Consider the following 20,989-nt stretch of genomic DNA (forward strand, 5'->3'; position numbering starts at 1 on the left):
CTCAGAGGCTCGCCTGAAGGTCGATGATCTCCGTGAGCCGAACCACCAACTGGCCATTTTGGTCGTCTTCGTTTTCCTCCAGCATGCCTCGGGCAATCAGACGATCGCCGACATAGAGTTCGACAGGGTCTTCTACTGTTTTATCCAACGGCAACACTGCGTTCTCCCCCAGCGCGATCAGATCTCTAATCAACGGTCGGGCCTTGCCGACACATACACTCAGCTCAATTGGAACGGACGTGAATGGATTTGTCGGATTCACAGCCGGTTTTTTTTCAGCGGACAACTCATCCATTGTTCATCTCCTGTCCAGTTTCATGAAAAAACGCGGAAAGCGCGTCGGATACGCCGGAGATCACGGAATCAAGATCAATACTTCTTTCCGTCGCCCCGACGCGCACAAATGCTTGGCCGGCACCCAGTGAGGCTTCTTCGACCACCTCAAACGTGTCGGTCAGACTTTTCTCACCAAGCTCTTTGATCGTTTCCACGCTCGCGGGCGCGACAACAATTTCAATGGGCTGTCCGGCGCAATCCTTCAACATCTCGCACAACTGTTCGATGACATGTGCGCCCAAAGCCTGCCGGGCCAGTGCGGGTAGAAGTTTATCGACGATTTGCGCCATAACCGGTTCAATCGAAAGCGTTAGTTTCGACAAGGCCTCTTGATAGGTGAACGACATATCCTGGAGGTTTTGGCCAAACTCGGCGCTGATTTTCATTTTCTCGTCGGCCTGCGCTTTTACAGCGTCATCCCACCCGGCCTGATATCCTTCCTCAAAAGATTGCAGCTTTTGGTCTTCTATACCATCGCTGCTCATTTCTTCCTTGGCGCCGGGCTCGGATTTGGACCCTCCGAAATTGCGATATCTGTGTGACAAAGACATCAGACCTTCTCCTCTTTGTCTTCCAGCCAACTGCGAAGAATCTCAACAGTTTCTTCCTGACGCTCGCCAATCATGTTGCGCAAACGATCTACCGGATCGTCCGAAAGACCGCCGGCCATGTTCAGATCCGGCAAACCGCCCGCCTCATCGCCACCAAATCCTGAAATGATTGGCAGCTCGGGGAGGTCAAGTTCGTCGGAAGTGACTTCGCCCGTCAGGCCCGGCTCTTCGCCCTGCGTTTCATCCGCACCAGGTAACGCGGGCACGCTTTCCGAAACTGGCACGCTCGGCTTCATCAGCAATGGGCGCACCACGAAAATACCCAAAATTAAGGTAACCAAGGCAAGAACAGCCATTTGGATCGCCGACATTACATCAATATTGATGCCATCTAAAAGCGATGTGCCTGCAACCGTACCCTGCGGTGCCACGTTTTGCAGAGCCATTGATTTGATCGTGATGATGTCACCACGCTGTTCATCAAACCCAACAGCCGAAGCGACAAGATCTTTCAAAGCATTCAATTCGGCTTCTTCACGCGGCGCAAAAGTCTGCTCGCCTGTTTCCGAAATTGTCTGAGCCTCGTTCACCAAAACGGCAACCGTGAGTCTTTTGACCGCACCTGGGCTTCGAACGATTTCGCGCTCCGTTTCTGACACTTCGTAGTTAATGCGTTCGCGGCTCTCACTGTTCTGGGAAGACGAATTCTCGCCTTCACCACCCTGCTCGTCCGGGAGGTTTGAGGCAACTGTAACGTCTCCCCCGCCAGCCTCGTTGGACGAGTTGGTACGCTCTTCAGTGTCTGTACTGATGGCCACCCGGCTCTCAGGGTCGAAGATGCGTTCCCTGATGGCTTCGCTTTCAGTGACCGTATCGACGCTAACCTCGACAACCGCGTTGCCAAAACCGACTCTGGCTTCCAAAAGGCGTTGAACCTTGTCACGCAGGAGTTGCGCTTTGTCGTCCCCGCCGTTTGTCGGTGCTGCTTCATCGGTTGTACCAACCAAAGACCCATTTGCGTCGATGACGGCAACGTCGTCAGACGCTAGCCCCGCGACGGCGGAAGAGACAAGAAACCTGATCGCTTTCGCTTGCTGGCTGGTAATCGCCGCCCCGTTTGGTGTGACGGCAACCGAGGCTTTGGGAGTTACCCCACGCTGAAATGGATTCGATCCCGTGCTAGCGATGTGGACCCGTGCCATCGCAATATGTGGGCTGGAGACGATTGTCCTAGCGAGTTCACCTTCTTTCGCGCGCCAATAGGCTGCGTCGAACATCTGGGATGTCGTGCCGAAACCCGAGAGTGTGTCGAGCAACTCATAGCCGCGGTTTGAATTTGCCGGAAGCCCTTCGCTTGCGAGCGTCATTCTGAGCTGATCACGATCCTTGGAGGATACGAAGATTGACCCACCGCGCACTTCAAACACAGCACCGCGCTGCTCTAGGGCGCGGACAACATCCCCAGCGGCACCATTTTCAAGGCCAGCATAAAGCAATGTCATTGATGGCGCCGATGCCATTCGCGACATTGTCAGAATCGCGAAAAACATCGCGCCAGTGGCCAAGATAACGATGATCTGTCGGCGCAGTTCTAGCCCGGTCCACGCATTTAATAGTTGCTGCACAATCACCTCCGTCAGACCGAACGTTCTATTCGGCGTGACAACAGCAATGAACGATCTGGCTTAACAATCGGTTAGTGCAATCGCGTCTATAACGATTTTTGTAACCGCAAATGGATATATCATGGCCGACGCAACGACTGTTGATCCCCCAACCGAAACAAAATCGTCAAAAATGCCTTTAATAATTGGGCTTGTCTTGCTGTTGGCAGGCGGTGGCGGAGGATTCTACGCAACGTGGAGTGGTATGATTTTAAACGCCGAATCAGCCGAGCCCGCACCTGAGGAAAAGGTGAGGGATGCTCAGCCGAAAGTGGTTTTTGTACCTTTGGATCCGATCACCGTATCGCTTCCGCAGCAGAGTCAGCAAAAACATTTACGGTTCCGCGCGGAACTGGAGGTGCCAAAGGAACACGCCTCGGAAGTGGAGGCCGTCTTGCCACGTGTCGTAGATGTGCTGAACAGCTATCTACGCGCGATCGAATTGAGGGATATTCAAGATCCCTCCGCATTGACGCGGTTGCGTGCACAAATGTTACGGCGCGTACAGGTCGCGACGGGTCGTGATCACGTCAATGATCTTCTCATCATGGAATTCGTGCTGAACTAGGAGGGTGAAATGGACCTTATTGCAGATATTTTGTTAGCCGCAGGCGCTTTAGGTGCCGGAATCTACTGTCTTGTTCTGGGCCGGAGACTCAACCGTTTTAATGATCTGGAAAAAGGTGTGGGCGGCGCGGTCGCTGTTCTGTCCGCACAGGTTGACGATCTGACAAAAACTCTTTCCTCAGCGCAAAATACCGCTGCTGGATCAGCGCAGACGTTGACGGACTTGACGCAACGCGCTGAAGAAATGTCCCGGAAACTGGAATTCCAGATGGCGTCCTTGCACGACATTCCCGACACGCCTGCAAGAGAAGCAACTGCGACACCCGCGGCTCCTGTTTCGGCGCAGACGACAAGCGAGCCGATGTTTGTTCGGCATAGAGCTGCGGAGGCACATCAATGAGCCTCAAAAAGCTGGTTTCAGGACGAAATGGTCGGGGGTCGGTACTATTGATCGCAGGGCTTCTCATGGGGTCTGCAGCGATCAGGATTGGCGCAGGCGCTGGACAGGCCGTTGCCACAGAGAACCCGCTCGCCACTTCCGCTGAAGCGGAAATGAGTGTTGCCGCCTCCGACACTGGACAGAAGATGCCGGAAGCGGACAAAGCCAAAATGTCCAAGCTATTGAGATCCTTTCAAGAACGCGAAGCGCGCATCGTAGAAAAAGAACAGCAGATCGCCGTGAGAATGAAGGCACTGAGTGTTGCAGACGAACAAATCGAGAAGCGCCTTACAATGCTCGAAGATGCCGAAACTTCGTTGAGAGGCTTGCTCGCATTGGCCGACACAGCCGCTGAAGACGACCTGGCGCGCCTGACTGCGGTTTACGAAAACATGAAACCCAAGGATGCCGCGCTGCTGTTTGAAGAAATGGAACCGGTATTTGCCGCAGGGTTTTTGGGCAGAATGAAACCAACTGCAGCGGCTGGCATTTTAGCCGGGCTATCGCCCCAGGCAGCCTACTCGATCAGCGTGATTCTCGCCGGGCGAAATGCAGACGTGCCAAAAGGCTAGCAAATGCAGAGGCTTTTTTAACCTCCTTTTGCGAATGTGCCGTTATCAATTGAACCGGGGACAGTCATGGTTGGAATAATTGGCATTGTTGTGATTTTTGTCATGGTGTTTGGTGGCTACCTTGCTGCTGGCGGCAAGATGGGCATCATCATTAAAGCGCTTCCGTTCGAGATGATGATGATTGGCGGTGCCGCTGTCGGAGCCTTTCTGATCAGCAACAGTATATCGGAAGTAAAGCACACAGCCCGGGACATGAGCCGCGTGTTCAAAGGCCCGAAATGGGCACATGATGACTACCGTGATCTGCTTTGCCTTCTATTCGAAATCATCCGGCTTGCACGTCAGAACCCCGTCGCAATCGAGGAACACATCGAAAACCCGGAAGAATCGGCAATCTTTTCGAAATACCCAAAAATTCTGAAAGATGGCGAGGCCATTGCACTTATCTGCGACACCATGCGGTCCGCATCGATGAACTACGACGATCCGCATCAGGTGGAAGAGGTTCTGGAAAAGCGTATGGAAGCCAATATGCACCATGCTTTGCATTCAAGCCATGCCCTTCAGACAGTTGCCGATGGTCTACCCGCCTTGGGTATCGTTGCGGCGGTTTTGGGCATCATCAAGACAATGGGCTCAATCGATCAACCACCGGAAGTGCTTGGCAAACTCATCGGTGGTGCTCTGGTCGGCACATTTCTGGGTGTTTTTCTTGCATATGGTTTTGTCGGTCCTTTCGCGGCAAAAGTGAAAACAGTTACCGAGGAAGACGGGCATTTCTATCAGCTCATTCGTGAGGTCTTGGTGGCAAATCTGCATGCCCATGCCACCAACATTTGCATCGAAGTTGGTCGACAAAATACACCGTCGCATTGCCGACCAAGTTTTTCTGAGCTGGAAGAAGCTTTGAAATCGGTGAAGCAAGGTGCTGCATGAGAAAATTTCTCGCACTAGCTATGTTCTCGGCGTCTTTGGCGTCCACCGCGGCCTTAGCTAACCCAATTACCGTGCGTTCGGGGGATCATGACGGCTTCACGCGTTTGGTGATGCAATTGCCGACGGGCGTCGAATGGGACGTGTCCGGGGTTCCAGGCAAACAGACAATTTCGCTAAGCGGCCACAACAGCGGCTTCGATCTCAGTCGCGTATTCGACGTCATCCCAAGGGATCGGTTGACCAATGTCGTTCAATATCCTGCGCGCCTTGAACTGGAACTGTCCTGCGACTGCCGGGTGAACTCCTTTCTGGAGCAAGGCGATTTCTTGGTTGTCGATGTTATTGATGGGCCTCCTTTGACGTTAGAGCCCGCAACGAATGAGCCCTCGTTCGTGGTGCTTGAAACAGAGTCGGGGTTCAATTTTGGTGAATTACTTTGGTCAGAAGCGATCGTTGATCCCAGAGAGACAGTGCCGAATGCAAAGAACCAAAACACGGTTGAAAATCACGCCAACAGCCTTGACCCATCAGCAAGTGCAATCGAACTTGAAATTGTCAAAGACACCCGCGAGCGTCTCTTGAAGGGTCTTGGAGAGGCCACTTCGCGAGGGTTGCTACGCGCGGCGACTCCAGATCTGGAAACATTGGACATAAGACAAGAACCTTCAGAAACAGCCGAGATTCTCGATACTTCGGAACAGCAGGCTCCTGAAATCGAGGTTCAGCCCGGAAACATGAGGGTGACCAGCAGTCGCGATGTTTTGGATGTAGAAGACGGATTTGACTTGACGACCTCTGGTGCGATTTGCGCAAGCCCCAAGAGCGTTGATGTAAGCGGGTGGGGTGACAATCAGCCTTTTCATTTGCAGGTTTCTACGTTGCGACAACAACTTTACTCCGAGGTGGACCGGCTTGACGAAGGAAAGGCCATTGCGCTCGCGCAGCTCTATGTCTTCTTCGGATTTGGCGCAGAAGCAAAACAGGTACTTCGTCTATCTGAGAATTTGGTGATCGCGAACCCCGAACTAATGGATCTGGCGGATATCATTGAATTTGGATTTGCCCGAAACCCTCGTTCTGTTCACCGGTTTTCCGACTGCGATTCCGACTTGGCACTATGGGCGATAATGGCTGCGAAGACACTCCCGGAAACTCAGGTGATCAACGAACAGGCAGCGTTGCGAGCTTTGGCCAAACTACCGGCTCATCTGAGAGGTTTTATAGCTCCGGCGCTCAGCAACCGCCTTACTCAGTTGGGAAAGCTGGAAGCTGCGGCCATAGCGCTCCGCCGGGTTGAACAGGGTGAAGACTCTGATGCACTCGACGCCAATTTAGCAAAGGCCAGGATTAAACAGCACTCCGGTGAAACGGAAACTTCAGATCAAATCTTCTCTGAAGTTGCTGAAACAAACAGCAAGGAATCTCCGGAGGCTTTGATTGCCTTTGTTGAAAATAGACTGATTGACTTTCAGCCTGTGCCAGCGGACATCTCTCTACTGATCGAAGCATATGCTTTCGAATTGCAAGATGCGCCGATTGGTATCGATCTCTTAAGAGCTCACGTGGTTGCATCAGCACTTTCAGGACAATTTACTAAGGCGATCGAGGTGCTTAACAATAATCCAATCAGTAGTAACCCAGGTCTGCAAGCAGAGCTACAATCTCACGTTTTTTCTGCCTTGGCGAAAATAGCAGACGATTTTGAGTTCCTAGAGTTGACCTTTGCTCATTTTCCCGAACCGGCAAACGCACTTCAGTCACAAGCGGTAGTGGGTGTTTCAGCGCGCGTTCACCAATTGGGCTTCCACGAAGAAGCCGCAGACATTTTAGCGAGCGTTCCACTGGATGAAAGCACCAAACCTATGAGGCTTTTGGAGGCCGAAATCCTACTATCCGTTGGAGAACCCAAAAACACTATTGATAAGTTGCAAGATTTGTCAGGAAGTATGGCAGACGAACTGCGAGCTCGCGCATATTCGGCTTTGGGCGAGAATCAACGTGCAACAGGCCTTTTTCAAGCTAACAATATGATCGAAGAAGCCAGTCAGTCTGCCTGGCTTTCCGATGATTGGATTGAGCTGACCGAGGGACAGGAAGACTTTTATAGCGGTGTCCGCGCGCTCACTCAAACCCCGGTTGACAGCATTGAAGCCGAGAACGGAATGATCACCGCCACACAAAGTGCGCTTGAAGAGAGCGGAGCTGCGCGCGGTGTACTCGCTGATTTACTGGGTAATGTTCAAGTTTCTCCCTAGCTTTACACGCTACGGTCGAAGGACTCCTGGTTACGGAAAATAAACCTCAGACAATTATGGTTAAAGAGACTGCAGAACGCAGCTGTTTCGAGGGTGCAGAATGCAAATCTCCAGATACTTAATGGTAAGTCCATCAAAAATTGCACAGATTACTTTTTTTGCCGTTACAGCGTTTCATCCGCCCGCTTTTGCATCAACGCAGAATGTTTGTGATCAGGCCGCGACTATCGCTTCGCAAGAAACAGATGTACCCCTTTCGGTTCTATTGGCGGTAACTCGAACGGAAACAGGCCGATCACAAAGCAGCGGTCTGGAACCATGGCCATGGGCAATCAATGTCAACGGTGAAGGATCCTGGTTACCAACCCGAGTTGCCGCAGAAGAATTTGCGATCCAACAATTTAGACAAGGTCAAAAAAATTTCGATGTTGGTTGTTTCCAATTGAATTTCAGATGGCATGGGCACCAATTTGGATCCATTTCAGAAATGTTCGAACCTGTCGCCAACGCAAGATACGCGGCAAGATTTTTGTCAAGGCTTTTTACGGAAAAAGGCAATTGGATGAATGCTGTAGGCGCCTTTCACTCCAGAACACCCGAACACTCAGAAAAATATAAAAGCAGGTATTCTCGCATCTATTCGGAGATGGCGCAGAAAGATTCTATTTCCAGTCATTCATCAGCGAAAACAAGAAATTGGAACCAGTTTCCTTTCTTGAAGCCTTCTGGCGTGACACCTCTCCGCGGGTCTCTTGTTCCATTGGGAAGTCAAACAAACAGGCGCAGCTTAATTTCGAAACGCGGGGAGACATAGCGTTGCAAAACCTTACAGTAAAAGCGCTCTTTAATCCGACGATCATGTTGGCGGTTGCATTAATGGCTGTGATCGTAATGATGATCCTACCGATGCCTGCTTGGGTCCTTGATGTTGGGCTGGCAGCATCATTCGCGCTGGCAATCCTGATTTTCACGATTACGCTCTTTATCGAGAGGCCGCTCGATTTCTCCGCCTTTCCGACCATCCTATTAGCGTCGCTCATGTTGAGACTATCGCTCAATGTGTCTTCGACCAAACTCATTATCGGCCAAGGACACACTGGCACGGATGCCGCCGGTGATGTGATTGAAGGTTTCGCTCAATTCGTCATGGGTGGCAGTGTCTTTCTTGGCCTTGTCGTGTTCTGCGTCTTACTCATTGTCAATTTTATGGTCATTACAAAGGGTGCCACCAGAATGGCTGAAGTCGGCGCTCGCTTCGCGCTTGATGGTATGCCAGGAAAGCAGCTGGCGATCGACAGCGACATGTCGGCAGGGGCGATCACTCACACAGAAGCCAAGGAAAGGCGCGAACGAGAGCAACAGGAAACGACATTTTTCGGATCATTGGATGGTGCTTCCAAATTCGTTAAGGGCGATGCTATCGCAGGCCTGCTCATCACGCTGCTCAATCTGGTAGCCGGGCTCGTCATGGGCATTGCCGTTCACGGTATGCCAATCGGACAAGCATTTGAAACGTATGCCATGCTTACCGTGGGCGACGGCCTCGTTTCGCAAATCCCAGCAGTTGTTATTTCAATTGCCTCGGCCTTGTTACTTGCCCGCGGCGGCGCACAGGGTGCGACCGATCTGGCGGTGTTTAGCCAACTGGGTAAACATCCATCGGCGCTCGCCACGGTTTCGGGACTGATGATTTTGTTTGCGCTTTTCCCCGGTTTGCCATTTGGGCCGTTTATATTCGGCGGCGCAATCCTTGGCGGGTTGGCATATTGGATACACCGAAAAGCCAAGGAAACGATTGACCACCAAGATCAGGAAACGAAGCTCTCTGATTTACCTCAAGAAAAACCACTCGGTGACATCCTTGAACTCGACGATATTCATGTCGAATTTGCGCCTGATCTTGTGAACATGGTTTTGGACCCTGGAACTGGGCTGGATGCGCGTATCTCAAATATGCGGACGCATGTCGCATCCGTTTTTGGTCTTATCCTTCCAGAAATCCGACTGACAGACAGCGCCATCCTACCCATGGGCACCTATGTCCTGCGTATTCAAGGCGTTGAGCAGGCTCGTGCGCAACTCAACCCAGATCAAATTTTAGCGCTGATCCCCGAGGATGCATCTTCATTGCCGAGCGGTGCCGACACGACTGAACCAGTCTATGGCGCGCCCGCAAGGTGGATTAACAGTCGGGATCAGGAGCAGGCCGCGTTAGACGGGCTTACCCTTGTCACACCCGCAGAGATCTTAGCGACCCACCTTTTGGAGACGGTGAAGCGCAACTTTAGCCGTCTGCTGTCACTAAAGTCCCTGCGCCGACTTTTGTCTGAAATGACCAATGTTTCTGACCCAACCCGCGCCGATGCCAACCGCAAATTGCTGGACGAAATGATTCCAGACAAAGTACCGATCGACGTGTTGCATGCGGTGTTGCGCCTCTTGTTAGATGAACAGGTGTCAATCAGAAATCTGCCGCTCATTCTGGAAGCAACAGCCGAGGCACGTGCTCAAAATGCGCAACCCGAAGCCATCTGTGAGCACGTAAGGCAGCGCCTGGGGTTTCAATTGGTCGCCGAAATGAAACGCGAAGATGGGACACTGCCGCTTGTCCAGCTGGCGCCAGAGTGGGAAGATACTTTCAACACATATCAAGTGGAGGCCGACCGAGGATTGGACATTGCGCTGCCGCCCGACATTTTCAATTTACTTGCTGAAAACATGTCGGAAAAACTGACCGCAGCAAGCCAAAATGGCATAAATGCTGCGATTGTGACGAACACCCGTCGGCGCCGTTTTTTGCGTACCGTGATGCGTGCCAAGGGCATCTCCAATCCTGTGCTATCTTTCGAAGAAATCGGTTTGGATGCCCGTCCATCACTTGTCGGTGTCGTAGCGGCATGACGGCTCTGGCCCAATTACTTCCACTTGCGAATGAAGCATTGTGGCATGGGTTTCTGGTTTTTCTGCGTGTTGCCGCTCTTGCTTCAATGCTGCCAGCTTTTGGTGAACAATCCGTTCCATCGCGCATCAAACTCGTCGTGGCAATCGCGTTTACGGTTGTTGTCACCCCTGCCGTTGCAGTCGTTGATATCCCTCAAGAGTTAGGTGATGTATCGACGCTTCTCTTTACCGAAATTCTTGCCGGTTTGGCCTTGGGGATCGGTATACGGCTATTTGTTCTCGCGCTTCAAACAGCCGGCACCATCGCCGCACACTCCACCTCTCTTTCTCAGGTCTTTGGTGGTGCTGGCGTCGATCCCATGCCCGCAATGGGCTACATCTTGATCATTGGCGGTTTGGCTCTTGCGGTGATGACCGGATTACACATCAAAGCCGCCCAGCTGATAATCCTATCCTATGATTTCATGCCGATGGGTCGTTTTACCCAAGCTTCGGAGCTTTCTGATTGGGGTGTTGCGCAGGTGGCACGCGCTTTCACACTTGCTTTCACTTTGGCCGCGCCATTCGTCATACTCTCGGTGCTTTACAATTTGGCTCTCGGTGCGATCAATAAAGCAATGCCACAGCTTATGGTGGCTTTTGTCGGTGCCCCGGTCATAACCGCTGGCGGCCTATTTCTGCTGCTTGTTTCATCTCCATTGATCCTTTCAGTTTGGGTGCAGGCGATGGACGGGTTTCTGAGTAATCCTTTTGGAACGCCGTAATGAGCGATCAAACAGATCAAAACGATAAGACATATGACGCGACCCCTCAAAAGCTGCTTGAGGCCCGCAAAAAAGGTGAAATCGCACGCTCCACAGAGCTATTGACCGCATGCGCCTATGCGGGGTTACTACTGGCCTTCCTTGTGGCAGGTAGCAGTGGACTGACTCAGCTTGGCACCTCGATGATGGTCCTGATCGATCAATCTGCACAATTGGCACCCTTGTTTTTCGATGGCGCAGCCGGCGCTCCGACACAAGGACTGATACGCAGCGTGGCCTGGTCAATTGCACCGATGTTCCTGGTACCCGGCCTGGCCGTATTGCTTTGTCTTTTTGCGTTGCGCGGTATCGTTTTTGCACCCACAAAAATAACCCCGAAGCTGTCAAAAATTTCAGTAATTTCGAATGCGAAAAATAAGTTCGGGCGGACCGGGCTTTTTCAATTTGCCGTCAGTTTTTCCAAATTGCTGATCTATTCCGCTTGTCTCGCTATTTTCATCAATGCCCGCCTGGAGGAGATGGTTGCTGTTCTGCAGACCAACCCGCGTATCGCAATCGCCCTGCTTGCGGAAATCTGTCTTAGCTTTCTCTTCGTTGTTGTCATTGTCTCTGGTGTGATCGGCGCGATCGACGCGATTTGGCAGCATTTCGAGCATCTGAGAAAAAACAAGATGTCGCGCAAGGAAGTGATGGACGAGACAAAAAACAGTGAAGGCGATCCACATATGAAGCAGGAACGCCGCCGGCGCGCGCAAGCCATTGCAGGTGCACAAATGATGGCAGATGTACCGACCGCTGACGTGATCGTGGTTAACCCAACGCACTATGCTGTTGCGTTGAAGTGGGAAAGAAAACCGGGGCAAGCACCAATATGTGTCGCCAAAGGCGTTGACGAGATCGCCTTGAAAATAAGAGAGGTTGCTGCGGAAAACGATGTCCCGATCCACAGTGATCCACCGACGGCGCGCGCGCTTCACGCAACAACCGAAATCGGTGATCAAATCGCGCCGGATCATTACCGCGCTGTCGCCGCTGCAATTCGCTTTGCAGAGGCGATTCGCCAAAAAGCAAAAAGTCGTTTCTGATGAAGATTGCGGAGTTGCGAAAAATGCACGCCCTCGTTGAGGCGAAATATGAGGTACGACGCCAGGCTTTTGGAGTGCTCCTTAAAAAGGAAAATGAATTGCGTGCAGAGATAAAGCGCTTGGACAAACAAGCTGAAGAGGCGAGAAAACGCAGCGATCCTGACATGCGAACAATAGGTGCTGATGTCATCTGGAAGTCTTGGGTCGGCAATGCCAAAGTTTCGTTAAACAATAAACTGTCATTGGTCTTGGCTGAAAAAGAACAACACGTCAGACAGGTGAAGCAAGCTTATGGGAAAGTCTTGGCGACGGAGGCACTCATCAAAGAGCTGAGCTTACAGGATATAAAGTCCAGTCGCGATGCCATGCTTACTAGCGCGATTGAAACAACGCTCTACAAACTTCGGTAAATTGAAGACGAACCTTTTCAACTGAGGGTCTGCAGCTGTCTCCCGCCTGACTCTTAAACAGCTAATTTCAACCGCAAATTAATACGGCCGATGTCAGTAAAAATTCGATATCTGGCTTTTGGAGGGCAGTAAAATATACAAAAGTCACTGCTTGTCAGAGCTGCTGGCTATGGAGTTAATGATCCATCCCAACAGCGGAGCCCACCCACATCAAAGAGTGGATTGCCTAAAGATGAAACTCCGAGCGGGTAGGGCTAAGACGACGACGCCCGGAATGGCGGATCTTTTGCAAGTGCTTCAGTAGTCCTGGCGCGCGATTTCAAAGATCAAAACATCATTTGCGATGTCCGCACCCATTACTCCAATTGCAACCTCTCGCAGGTTGCCTCGCACCACATCCAGGTTTTCATTGTTGACGAATGCGCCATCGAAACCGCCGATGCTCGCATGATCAAATAGAACCCGCAAAAATTCATCACGCAGCTTCGGTTCCTTATCGAAAACTTCTTCACTGTAACCGCTGGCAACCTCAATACTGAGAGCCATGACGACCATCGCCGAGATGCGGTCTTCTTGCACGAGCGGCACGACAAACTGATTTGGGAGCCGGACATATTCCATCGCTGCCGATGACGCTTCAGCGTCGTGCTTTTCAGAGTGAGACTCTTTATCCTTCGTCGGTTCTTCTGGCTTCTCAGTTTCTTCATAAGCGGCTGCTTCCTCGACCGGGGCCGGGCGCAAGAAGATACCAGCGCCTACACCCGCACCAGAACCGACTAAAAGCATAATTATGGGCAGTAGTTTCTTCACACTATCATCTCCTAGAAGGGCAGAACGCCGTCAAGAACCTGTTGCCCAAGACGCGGTTGCTGCACGTCCGTGATCTGCCCGCGACCGCCATAAGAAACACGCGCCGTCGCAATCTTGTCATATGTGATTTCATTTTGCCGTGAGATGTCTTCTGGCCGGACATACCCGGTCACGAGCAATTCACGCATTTCAAAGTTAACACGCAATTCCTGGCTGCCTGAAATCGACAAAACACCATTTGGCAAGACATCAACAATGGTTGCGGCGATTCTGAGAGTGAGCTTTTCGTTCCGCTTCACCGAGCCATCGCCCGATGAATTGCTGTTCGAGTTGATGCCCACGGCTTCGGACGTCGATGCCCCTTCCGGCAGCCTTTCATCGATACGCTGCGGCAAACCGAAAAGTCCCGAGATGCTTAGGCTTTCCGAACCTGACCGGGAACGATCTGTCGCATTTGAGATCTCAGCTTCTTCATCAATCTCTATGACCACGGTAAGGATGTCGCCCTGCTGAATCGCACGCCGATCCCCCAACAGTGATTGCCGAGCACCAGACCAGAGCGACGCCTGATCGGTTGGGCCTTTCGCATCAGCTCGCAACGGCAGTCCGGGTGACAGCATTGCATTGTGTTCCGCAGTGCCCGTAGGCGAACTGAAGGAGGGTGCCTTTCCAAGATGATCGGAGCGACCGCAAGCCGCTACAAAGACAAGGCACAAAAGAGCGCAGTATTTCTGGTTTTTCATTTGAGACCTCTAATTCTTTACATGTACCGAGCCGTCAGCATGGATTTGCCCAAATAGCGTCGCCCGGGAGCTTAGGTTCATTATTCTGACCCGATCGCCAATACCGCCACGCTCTAATGATCGACCTTCGGTCGTTATCACGAGGCCTCCGGTTTCGAAGCGGAGCATGACGATCTGATTGCGTGTCACAAGCGCTGGCGGACCAACGTCATCGAACAAAATCGGCCGACCCGCATAGAGTGTAGTTTTGGCCTCTTGACCAATCACATCCAAGGCGCGGTCAAACCCGTTAGCAATCCGCCCGGACTTTGTAACCACATCGATTTCAGTGATGATTGCATTTGCTCGGATGGTGCGCGTCGGCACCACCGACTCTGCAAGGGCATCAGCACCAAGGCATATCGCCAGCAAAAAGATCCAAAAACGCATCATCTGATTTGCGTCGTTGCGCCCATCATCTGATCGGCTGCCGAGATGACTTTGGCATTCATTTCGTAGCCACGCTGAGCTTCGATCAATTCGGTGATTTCGCGTACAGCATCAACGGAGCTATCTTCCAGATAGCCCTGCCGCACCGTGCCAAGCCCATCTTCGCCTGGCGTAGAAACAAGCGAAGGACCAGAGGCCTCGGTTTCAGCGAAAAGGTTGCTTCCCAACGCTTCCAGCCCCTTCGCATTGGTAAAACCGGCCATGTTGAATTGACCTAATAGCTGCGCGTCCGGCGTTTCCGCAAAATACGCGTATACTTCGCCAGATGCATTGATTGAAACGCTGCGCGCGTCATCCGGGATCACAATCTGGGGTTCGACCGGAAAACCATCGGAGGTCACAATCAAGCCTTCGCCTGTGCGCTTGAGGGCACCATCGCGCGTGTAGGCTGTCTGCCCAGATGGCAGGGTCACCTCAAGATACCCCTGACCTTCGATCGCCAGGTCAAGATCACCGCCAGTTGCGCTCAGCGATCCTTGCTGAAGTTGAACCGACACCGCGGCCGGTCTCACGCCCAACCCCAGTTGAACACCAGTTGGCATGACAGTGCCATCTGTTGCACTGATCGTGCCGGGTCTTGTCAATTGTTGGTAGTGCAAGTCTGCAAACTCAGCACGCCGCGCGTTGTAACCCGTGGTGCTCATGTTCGAAAGGTTGTTAGAAATCGTTTCAACCCGCATCTGCTGGGCACTCATTCCGGTCGCTGCAATCTTAAGGGCGCGCATTGGGCACCTCCTCTAACAAGAAATCTACTGTGAAAGCGCGCGCAGAGCCGAGCGCACGCGTTGATCTTCCGCGTCCAAGAAACTGGCGCCCAACTCATAGGCGCGCTGGACCTCGATCATGCGGGTAAGTTGCGTAACCGCATCTACATTCGAATTTTCAACGAACCGCTGGAGGACACGTGCCTGCTCCGCGGGTTCATATCCATCGTCCGCACGAAACATCACGCCGTCTTCGCGGACCATTTCGCGTGCATTCAGAGGCTGAACGACCCCGATTTGACCGATTGGGTTGCCCTCGCTTGAAATTGTGCCATCTGCCGAAACGGCAACATCTGCGGCACCCGGCGGGATGAAAACAGGCGTACCGCCGGCATCTAGTACGCGGTACCCGTCGAAGGTCACCAAATCGCCCTCCGCGTTCGGAGAGAAAGCGCCCGACCGTGTCAGCCTTTCGCCCGCTGGTGTCTCGACCAGAAAGAAACCTTCGCCTTCGATCGCGAAATCAAACGTCCCGCCAGTCTGCGTCAAAGCACCCTGTTGAAAGGAGGTGTGACGCACGTTGCCCTGCCCCATAGAAAGGCTTGACCCGCCCTCAACGGACTTCACGTATTCTGAAAACACCAAACCTTCTTGACGATACCCGGTCGTTGCAGAGTTCGCGATATTGTTCGCGACAATACGCATTTCCCGCATCAGACCCGCTTGTCGTGTGAGCGTTGTATACCCAGAGTTCTCCATCTCAACCTCCAATAATCAGTGGTACGATGCGGTCGTGAAAAAACGAGACCAGCGTTTGCGTCATGAATCCCATGGACATCCAAAAAACGATGACGATTGCTGCGAGTTTCGGAACAAAAGTAAGCGTCATTTCCTGAATGGACGTGAGCGCCTGAACCAGTCCGATGGACACCCCCGTGATCAAGGCCGCTGTCAAAATTGGCAGCGAGATGATCACCGAAATCCACAGACCCTGCCGCAGCGTGTCGAAGAAGAGAACTTCGTCGAGCATGTTAAACGGGCATCCGCAGGATTTCCTGGTAGGCTTCTACAACTTTGTTGCGCACGGTAACCGCCGCTTCAACGGCCAGTTCAGTTTGTGCAAGCGCCTGGACCAAAGCATGCGGATCAGCGTCGCCAATCATCGATTGTTTGGCTGTTTCCTCGGTTTGCGCCAGTGTTTGGGCAAAATCCATCGCGGCTTTTCCAGCCACCTGGGCAACGCTGGGTTCTTCAGGCGTCGGCTCGGTGGCCGGGCGCGCCTGAACATAGTTGCTAATCGCCGATGTAGATCGTGCGTCAGTGAACTTCTGTATTGCTGAAACAGCTTTCATATCCATTCTGGATCTCCTTGAAGTCTTGCAGCAGTTTTAGCCGCGTCTTGTTCAATTATTTGCGCAGCAGGTCCATGAGGCTGCTGGACATTTTCCGTGTCTGTTCAAACACTTTCAGGTTTGCTTCATAGCTGCGTTGTGCTTCGCGCGCGTCACCCAGCTCGATCATCAGGTTGACATTGGATCCATCGAAATAGCCGGAGTCGTCGGACATCGGGTGGGAAGGATCATAAACCCGTTCCAATTCCGTCCTGTCCAATCTGACCCGGCTGGTCTCGACCTCCGATACACCGCTCCCAGCGTTAAAGGATGTCTCAAATGACACCAGCTTGCGACGATAGCCGGGCGTATCGGCGTTAGAGATGTTCTCTGCCAAATGGCGCAAGCGTGTTGCCTGGGCCTTAAGGCCGCTAGACGTCACTGTTAAAGCTTTAGCAAAATCGTTCATGATACGTTCCCCAATTAACTTCTTCTAAGCGTCGCGCGCAGGATATTGAGCGAGGACTTGTAGATCGCCATTGCACGATCATGCTGACGTTTCGCACCGAGCGATTTCAGCATTTCAGTCTCCAGGGAAACATTGTTGCCGTTTGGGGATGCAACGGATGTCTTATCGACAATCGGCTGTGCGACAGAACTATTCATGGTGCCGTGCAGATGCAGCGCGCGGGTAGAGCGCTGACCGGTGACATCCCGATTCGACATGTTGTTATTGTAGGTCTCGGCGAAGGGCGCGAGATCGCGCGCCTTATATTCAGGTGTATCGGAATTTGCGACATTCTGCGCAGCAACTGCTTGTTTCTGCCCGGCATGGACCGCCATTGCATGCGATATCCTGAAGACTTCCAAATTTTCAAACATCGGGGCTTCTCCCTCGTGTGATTTCATCAAGACTTAACTCTGATTCCTTTAGAAAGGGTTTGCGCACTTCAAAGGATTGCCATGAACACGCCTCTTCCCTTCGACGGATTGACCGCTCAGATTACGGACCTTAACCCCGTGCGGGCCATTGGCCGCGTCACGCGTGTAGAAGGTGGCGTGATCCAGGTTTCCGGATTGGCCGGTAAAGCGCGCATTGGCGATCTGATTATTGTTTACCGCCAGGGGGAGCCCCTGTCTGGCGAGGTCTTGCAGCTGGACGGCGATATCCTTGTTTTATTGCCCGACCAGGCCCCTGACGGTGTTGCCTTACAAGATCGTGCGGCGTTGCTTGAAGCTCGCGGAATCGCGCCATCGGATGCTTGGGTCGGGCGCATTATCGATCCGTTTGGCAATCCAATCGACGGCAAACCGCTTCTCCGAGGCGCACAAGCAAGAGCGCTCAGACGCGCGCCTCCAGATCCCGCGATGAGGCGTGCAATGGGCGCGCGCCTCAACACCGGCATGGCTGCATTGAATACAATGCTTCCCTTGGTCGAAGGTCAGCGAATCGGTTTGTTCGCCGGGTCTGGCGTCGGCAAGTCCAGCCTGCTTGGACACCTTGCGCAGAACATGACCGCAGATATCGTTGTCATCGCTTTGATTGGCGAACGCGGTCGCGAGCTGCGCCACTTTATTGAAAATGTGCTCGGTCCCGAAGGATTGAAACGCGCAGTTGTTGTATGCGCAACTTCGGATCAATCACCGCTGATTCGTCGACGTTGCGCCTGGGCGGCAATGTCTGTTGCCGAGCACTTTCGTGATCAAGGTCACTCTGTGCTTTTATTGGCAGATTCGATTACACGTTTTGCCGAAGCACACCGCGAAGTAGCTGTTGCTTCAGGTGAAGCGCCCGTACTTCGCGGTTACCCGCCGTCGACTGCACACTTGATTATGTCTCTATGCGAACGCGCAGGCCCCGGGCAGGAGAACCAAGGTGATATTACCGGCGTTTTCAGTGTTCTAGTCGCTGGCTCAGACATGGAAGAACCAATTGCAGATATTCTGCGTGGTGTGTTGGACGGACATGTCGTTCTTGATCGGGCAATTGCGGAACGTGGGCGATATCCCGCGATAGACGTGTTGCGTTCGATATCGCGTAGCTTGCCTGCCGCTGCCACTGAAACGCAAAACGCACTGCTGGTTAAGGCTCGCAATTTGCTCTCCGTCTACGACAACAATGCAATGATGATTAGGGCGGGTCTCTACTCGGCAGGAAGTGATCCGGAAATTGATGCAGCTGTTCAAATTTGGCCTGAGCTCGACGCGTTCCTTGCGAAAGTCGAAACACAGAGTGTCGACAACAGCTTCACTCAGCTCGAGCTGATCCTGCGCCGCGCGCGCGGCGCAAATCTGCCGGGACAAAAAATTCGTCCCTCACCGGCAGCTTGATCAGTTTTCAGGATTGCAACAGCGTCAAGGCGATTGAGGCAGAAGAAGCGCCACTATTGAAATTTGCCAACTGTGATCGCACAATATACTTCGTGATCAGATCGTCGAGTATTTCAGGATCTGAGAATTGATTGACCTGGTCACTCCCAAAAACCGATTGCGTGCGCTCTTTAAAAACAGCGAGTTGTTGGTCGATATCAATTTGCCCGAATTCGGATGGAAGATTCAGTGCTTTTTCGAACAGTGTGCGCAATGGCGGCTCGCCCATAATGGTAAACCACTTTGCATCATTTGAAATATCACTATCCGAAAATGTCTCCAGTGCGAACTGGCCATCGATGATCTCGATCGGTAAGTTATACGTAACGCCTGCGGGGAATTCGTAGTTTTCCGCAATGTATCGATCAGTGATGCGCGTGGAAAAGCCCTGCTCCGCAACCTGGATGTCCTCAGCAATGCCAAATCCAAATGCTCGGGAAAGCTCGGCATATGCAGGGTTGTCCAACTGGTTCGCAAAGGCGACATTCGAAATGCTGCCCTCTTCCAAAACGCGTTGAATTTTTTCCAATTCCGGACTTACGAGCGTTGTTGCATCTGGTACGAAAGACGCGATTGCTTCGAAGTCATCTTCTAACCCAAACGCCCCCAACGCGATCTCAAGCAGTCGGAGATCTCCGACCAACTCCTCGGGCGAAGTAATCGATCCAATGTTGTTGGCGAAATAGTCTGTATCGTCCTGAGCTTCGGATGCAAATTGCGCAACTGAAGCCGAAATTTGCTCCGCAGCCAATCTTTCAGCTGACTTTTGAGGTGGTGTCGCCAAATCACCCAATACACGTTGAGCATAAAGAGCCACCCGCATGGAATCATCTTGTTGTCCTGCGGAAACTTCAAAACTGTTAGCTCTAAAACGCGCCAGAATATTGTCTGTAAAGCTGTTGCTACCAATTTGTGAAGTCTCGCCAGGACCTAACCCAAACGCCTCGGAGAATTCCTTGTATCGGTTGTCAGAAAAGCGATTGGCCAGAGAATCTTGTGCGGTCGTTCCTTCTTCGAGAATCTTCTGAATAAAAAACCGGTTGTCGATATCGTCCTGAATACCAAAAGCGCCAAGAGCAACCTCAAGAAGTCTTCTATCCGATGTCAAATCTTGCGCAGTTTTTACTTTACCAATGTTCTCTGAGAAGTAATCAGCGCTTCGCATGAGCTGGGAATTGTTAGACAAGGATTCGAGTTGCGTGTCGTAGGTTCGCTGAAGAAACCGCCAACCCGTTAACCCGCTGGATGGAATGACGGGTACAAACATCAGGACGGCCGCGCAGCCATTAATCTATCTTCACGGGGCAGCAGGGCTCGGAGGGCTTTCAACGCACGGTAGTGCTGTTTTTCTACTAGGCCCCGTGTTGCTTCGGCCAGTACATTCCTGCTGTCGGAGTCTGTAAAAACCTGACTTAGTTCTTCTATTTGCCGCAGCAGAGGAAGATGTGCATCCTCAGGGTTTTTGTCTCCGGACAACACTAACTGCATGGCGAAACACGCCCTGCGCACCGGCGTCTTCGCGTCTTCAGGATGAATTGCATCTCTCAAGCGCAGGATATTTGCGCCTGGTGTCATTATTGCCAAACGGCTTCTACGGTCACCGTTTTCAATGACAACGCCATTGATGAGAACCCGTTCTTTAGGGCTTAACTTAAGCACCAATCCACTCATTTACTTGAACCTTCTTGTTTTAGCCCACGGAGTATCGCCGCGTTGATTTCCAAAAGCGGGATAGCGCTCTCTTTCCTGCGCAGAACTTTCTGAGTGTGAAGGCGCGTAAATTCGGAAAGATAGATGATCCGGGCTCGCAGTTCGTCAGGCAGTAGATTATTGTCATCTACTACGTCCACAGCCAAAGCGATCCAGAGCTTGTTATTCTCGTACAAGGCCTCCGCCAGTGCTGGGAAATCATCTTCTTTAATCGCTAGTTTCAGACGATGCGAAATCCTCGCTATGACCTCGTATTCTGCGCTGCGCGCGGTTCTGGTCGGAGCTGCGGGCGCATATGCGCTTTGGGCCTGTGCGTAAGCGTTCACGATGCAACCTTTGTCTTTGTATGTTT

26 protein-coding genes are annotated in these 20,989 nt (G+C 52.2%); 11 read left to right on the top strand and 15 right to left on the bottom strand.

Features of this window, described 5'->3' with window-relative positions; translation table 11 throughout:
* Window position 1 precedes the first annotated feature (1 nt).
* The 3 genes from Q1A63_RS01375 to fliF all read right to left on the bottom strand — a co-directional run bounded on the left by Q1A63_RS01375 (window position 2) and on the right by fliF (window position 2,512).
* Entirely contained in the window at window positions 2–295 is a 294-nt protein-coding gene (locus Q1A63_RS01375; protein ID WP_298968629.1) for a FliM/FliN family flagellar motor C-terminal domain-containing protein, read from the bottom strand.
* The gene (locus Q1A63_RS01380; RefSeq protein WP_298968630.1) at window positions 288–821 is read right to left on the bottom strand and encodes an ABC transporter ATP-binding protein; all 534 of its coding nucleotides are present in this window, start codon (window positions 819–821) and stop codon (window positions 288–290) included. Before Q1A63_RS01380 ends, Q1A63_RS01375 begins: the two co-directional genes overlap by 8 nt.
* Window positions 822–886: 65 nt before the next feature.
* Entirely contained in the window at window positions 887–2,512 is a 1,626-nt protein-coding gene (gene fliF, locus Q1A63_RS01385) for a flagellar basal-body MS-ring/collar protein FliF (protein WP_298968631.1), read from the bottom strand.
* Window positions 2,513–2,633: 121 nt separating this feature from the next.
* Here fliF and Q1A63_RS01390 point away from each other — a divergent pair, with 121 nt between their 5' ends.
* From Q1A63_RS01390 to Q1A63_RS01435, 10 genes are all read left to right on the top strand, one after another.
* Complete coding sequence (locus Q1A63_RS01390; protein ID WP_298968632.1) at window positions 2,634–3,119, top strand: flagellar basal body-associated FliL family protein; 486 nt, start codon at window positions 2,634–2,636, stop codon at window positions 3,117–3,119.
* 9 nt (window positions 3,120–3,128) lie between these two features.
* Window positions 3,129–3,518: a hypothetical protein gene (locus Q1A63_RS01395; RefSeq protein ID WP_299501228.1), complete on the top strand. Its 390-nt coding sequence runs from the start codon at window positions 3,129–3,131 to the stop codon at window positions 3,516–3,518.
* On the top strand, window positions 3,515–4,129 hold the full coding sequence (locus Q1A63_RS01400) for a hypothetical protein (RefSeq protein WP_299630419.1): 615 nt from the start codon (window positions 3,515–3,517) through the stop codon (window positions 4,127–4,129). The genes Q1A63_RS01395 and Q1A63_RS01400 overlap by 4 nt, the downstream gene beginning before the upstream one ends.
* A gap of 66 nt (window positions 4,130–4,195) precedes the next feature.
* Entirely contained in the window at window positions 4,196–5,065 is an 870-nt protein-coding gene (gene motA, locus Q1A63_RS01405; RefSeq protein ID WP_298969565.1) for a flagellar motor stator protein MotA, read from the top strand.
* On the top strand, window positions 5,062–7,320 hold the full coding sequence (locus Q1A63_RS01410; RefSeq protein WP_298968638.1) for a hypothetical protein: 2,259 nt from the start codon (window positions 5,062–5,064) through the stop codon (window positions 7,318–7,320). The genes motA and Q1A63_RS01410 overlap by 4 nt, the downstream gene beginning before the upstream one ends.
* 100 nt (window positions 7,321–7,420) lie before the next feature.
* A complete protein-coding gene (locus Q1A63_RS01415; RefSeq protein WP_298968640.1) occupies window positions 7,421–8,134 on the top strand; it encodes a transglycosylase SLT domain-containing protein in 714 nt (237 codons plus the stop codon).
* Window positions 8,135–8,136: 2 nt separating this feature from the next.
* Complete coding sequence (gene flhA, locus Q1A63_RS01420) at window positions 8,137–10,221, top strand: flagellar biosynthesis protein FlhA (protein WP_298968642.1); 2,085 nt, start codon at window positions 8,137–8,139, stop codon at window positions 10,219–10,221.
* Window positions 10,218–10,985, top strand: a complete 768-nt coding sequence (locus Q1A63_RS01425; RefSeq protein ID WP_298968643.1) for a flagellar biosynthetic protein FliR — start codon at window positions 10,218–10,220, stop codon at window positions 10,983–10,985. The genes flhA and Q1A63_RS01425 overlap by 4 nt, the downstream gene beginning before the upstream one ends.
* Window positions 10,985–12,070, top strand: coding sequence for a flagellar type III secretion system protein FlhB (locus tag Q1A63_RS01430; RefSeq protein ID WP_298968645.1), 1,086 nt, complete (start codon window positions 10,985–10,987; stop codon window positions 12,068–12,070). The genes Q1A63_RS01425 and Q1A63_RS01430 overlap by 1 nt, the downstream gene beginning before the upstream one ends.
* Window positions 12,070–12,480, top strand: coding sequence for a hypothetical protein (locus Q1A63_RS01435; protein ID WP_298968647.1), 411 nt, complete (start codon window positions 12,070–12,072; stop codon window positions 12,478–12,480). The genes Q1A63_RS01430 and Q1A63_RS01435 overlap by 1 nt, the downstream gene beginning before the upstream one ends.
* 297 nt (window positions 12,481–12,777) lie before the next feature.
* Here the strand turns inward: Q1A63_RS01435 and Q1A63_RS01440 are convergent, their stop codons facing one another.
* From Q1A63_RS01440 to Q1A63_RS01480, 9 genes are read right to left on the bottom strand one after another with little or no spacing between them, the layout of a single operon-like run.
* Window positions 12,778–13,290: a flagellar basal body-associated protein FliL gene (locus Q1A63_RS01440; protein WP_298968649.1), complete on the bottom strand. Its 513-nt coding sequence runs from the start codon at window positions 13,288–13,290 to the stop codon at window positions 12,778–12,780.
* An 11-nt stretch (window positions 13,291–13,301) separates the two neighbouring features.
* The gene (gene flgH, locus Q1A63_RS01445; RefSeq protein ID WP_298968651.1) at window positions 13,302–14,033 is read right to left on the bottom strand and encodes a flagellar basal body L-ring protein FlgH; all 732 of its coding nucleotides are present in this window, start codon (window positions 14,031–14,033) and stop codon (window positions 13,302–13,304) included.
* A gap of 9 nt (window positions 14,034–14,042) precedes the next feature.
* On the bottom strand, window positions 14,043–14,462 hold the full coding sequence (flgA, locus tag Q1A63_RS01450; RefSeq protein WP_298969566.1) for a flagellar basal body P-ring formation chaperone FlgA: 420 nt from the start codon (window positions 14,460–14,462) through the stop codon (window positions 14,043–14,045).
* A complete protein-coding gene (gene flgG / locus Q1A63_RS01455) occupies window positions 14,462–15,247 on the bottom strand; it encodes a flagellar basal-body rod protein FlgG (protein ID WP_298968653.1) in 786 nt (261 codons plus the stop codon). Before flgG ends, flgA begins: the two co-directional genes overlap by 1 nt.
* 24 nt (window positions 15,248–15,271) lie before the next feature.
* Window positions 15,272–15,985, bottom strand: a complete 714-nt coding sequence (locus Q1A63_RS01460) for a flagellar hook-basal body complex protein (RefSeq protein ID WP_298968655.1) — start codon at window positions 15,983–15,985, stop codon at window positions 15,272–15,274.
* Between the two features lies 1 nt (window position 15,986).
* Window positions 15,987–16,256: a flagellar biosynthetic protein FliQ gene (locus Q1A63_RS01465; protein WP_298968656.1), complete on the bottom strand. Its 270-nt coding sequence runs from the start codon at window positions 16,254–16,256 to the stop codon at window positions 15,987–15,989.
* A 1-nt stretch (window position 16,257) separates the two neighbouring features.
* Entirely contained in the window at window positions 16,258–16,584 is a 327-nt protein-coding gene (gene fliE, locus Q1A63_RS01470; RefSeq protein WP_298968658.1) for a flagellar hook-basal body complex protein FliE, read from the bottom strand.
* Between the two features lie 49 nt (window positions 16,585–16,633).
* A complete protein-coding gene (gene flgC, locus Q1A63_RS01475; protein WP_298968660.1) occupies window positions 16,634–17,026 on the bottom strand; it encodes a flagellar basal body rod protein FlgC in 393 nt (130 codons plus the stop codon).
* A 14-nt stretch (window positions 17,027–17,040) separates the two neighbouring features.
* The gene (locus tag Q1A63_RS01480) at window positions 17,041–17,466 is read right to left on the bottom strand and encodes a FlgB family protein (RefSeq protein WP_298968662.1); all 426 of its coding nucleotides are present in this window, start codon (window positions 17,464–17,466) and stop codon (window positions 17,041–17,043) included.
* A 54-nt stretch (window positions 17,467–17,520) separates the two neighbouring features.
* Here Q1A63_RS01480 and Q1A63_RS01485 point away from each other — a divergent pair, with 54 nt between their 5' ends.
* Window positions 17,521–18,888 (top strand): FliI/YscN family ATPase, encoded by a 1,368-nt coding sequence (locus Q1A63_RS01485; protein WP_298968664.1) that lies wholly within the window; start codon window positions 17,521–17,523, stop codon window positions 18,886–18,888.
* Window positions 18,889–18,895: 7 nt separating this feature from the next.
* Here Q1A63_RS01485 and Q1A63_RS01490 read toward each other — a convergent pair whose 3' ends face one another.
* From Q1A63_RS01490 to flaF, 3 genes are read right to left on the bottom strand one after another with little or no spacing between them, the layout of a single operon-like run.
* Window positions 18,896–20,194, bottom strand: coding sequence for a DUF1217 domain-containing protein (locus Q1A63_RS01490; RefSeq protein WP_298968666.1), 1,299 nt, complete (start codon window positions 20,192–20,194; stop codon window positions 18,896–18,898).
* Window positions 20,194–20,598: a flagellar biosynthesis repressor FlbT gene (gene flbT / locus Q1A63_RS01495; protein WP_298968668.1), complete on the bottom strand. Its 405-nt coding sequence runs from the start codon at window positions 20,596–20,598 to the stop codon at window positions 20,194–20,196. The genes Q1A63_RS01490 and flbT overlap by 1 nt, the downstream gene beginning before the upstream one ends.
* The gene (gene flaF, locus Q1A63_RS01500; RefSeq protein WP_298968670.1) at window positions 20,595–20,963 is read right to left on the bottom strand and encodes a flagellar biosynthesis regulator FlaF; all 369 of its coding nucleotides are present in this window, start codon (window positions 20,961–20,963) and stop codon (window positions 20,595–20,597) included. Before flaF ends, flbT begins: the two co-directional genes overlap by 4 nt.
* Window positions 20,964–20,989 lie beyond the last annotated feature (26 nt).

This window comes from uncultured Roseobacter sp. (assembly GCF_947499265.1).
In the GTDB taxonomy this organism is placed as follows: domain Bacteria; phylum Pseudomonadota; class Alphaproteobacteria; order Rhodobacterales; family Rhodobacteraceae; genus Roseobacter.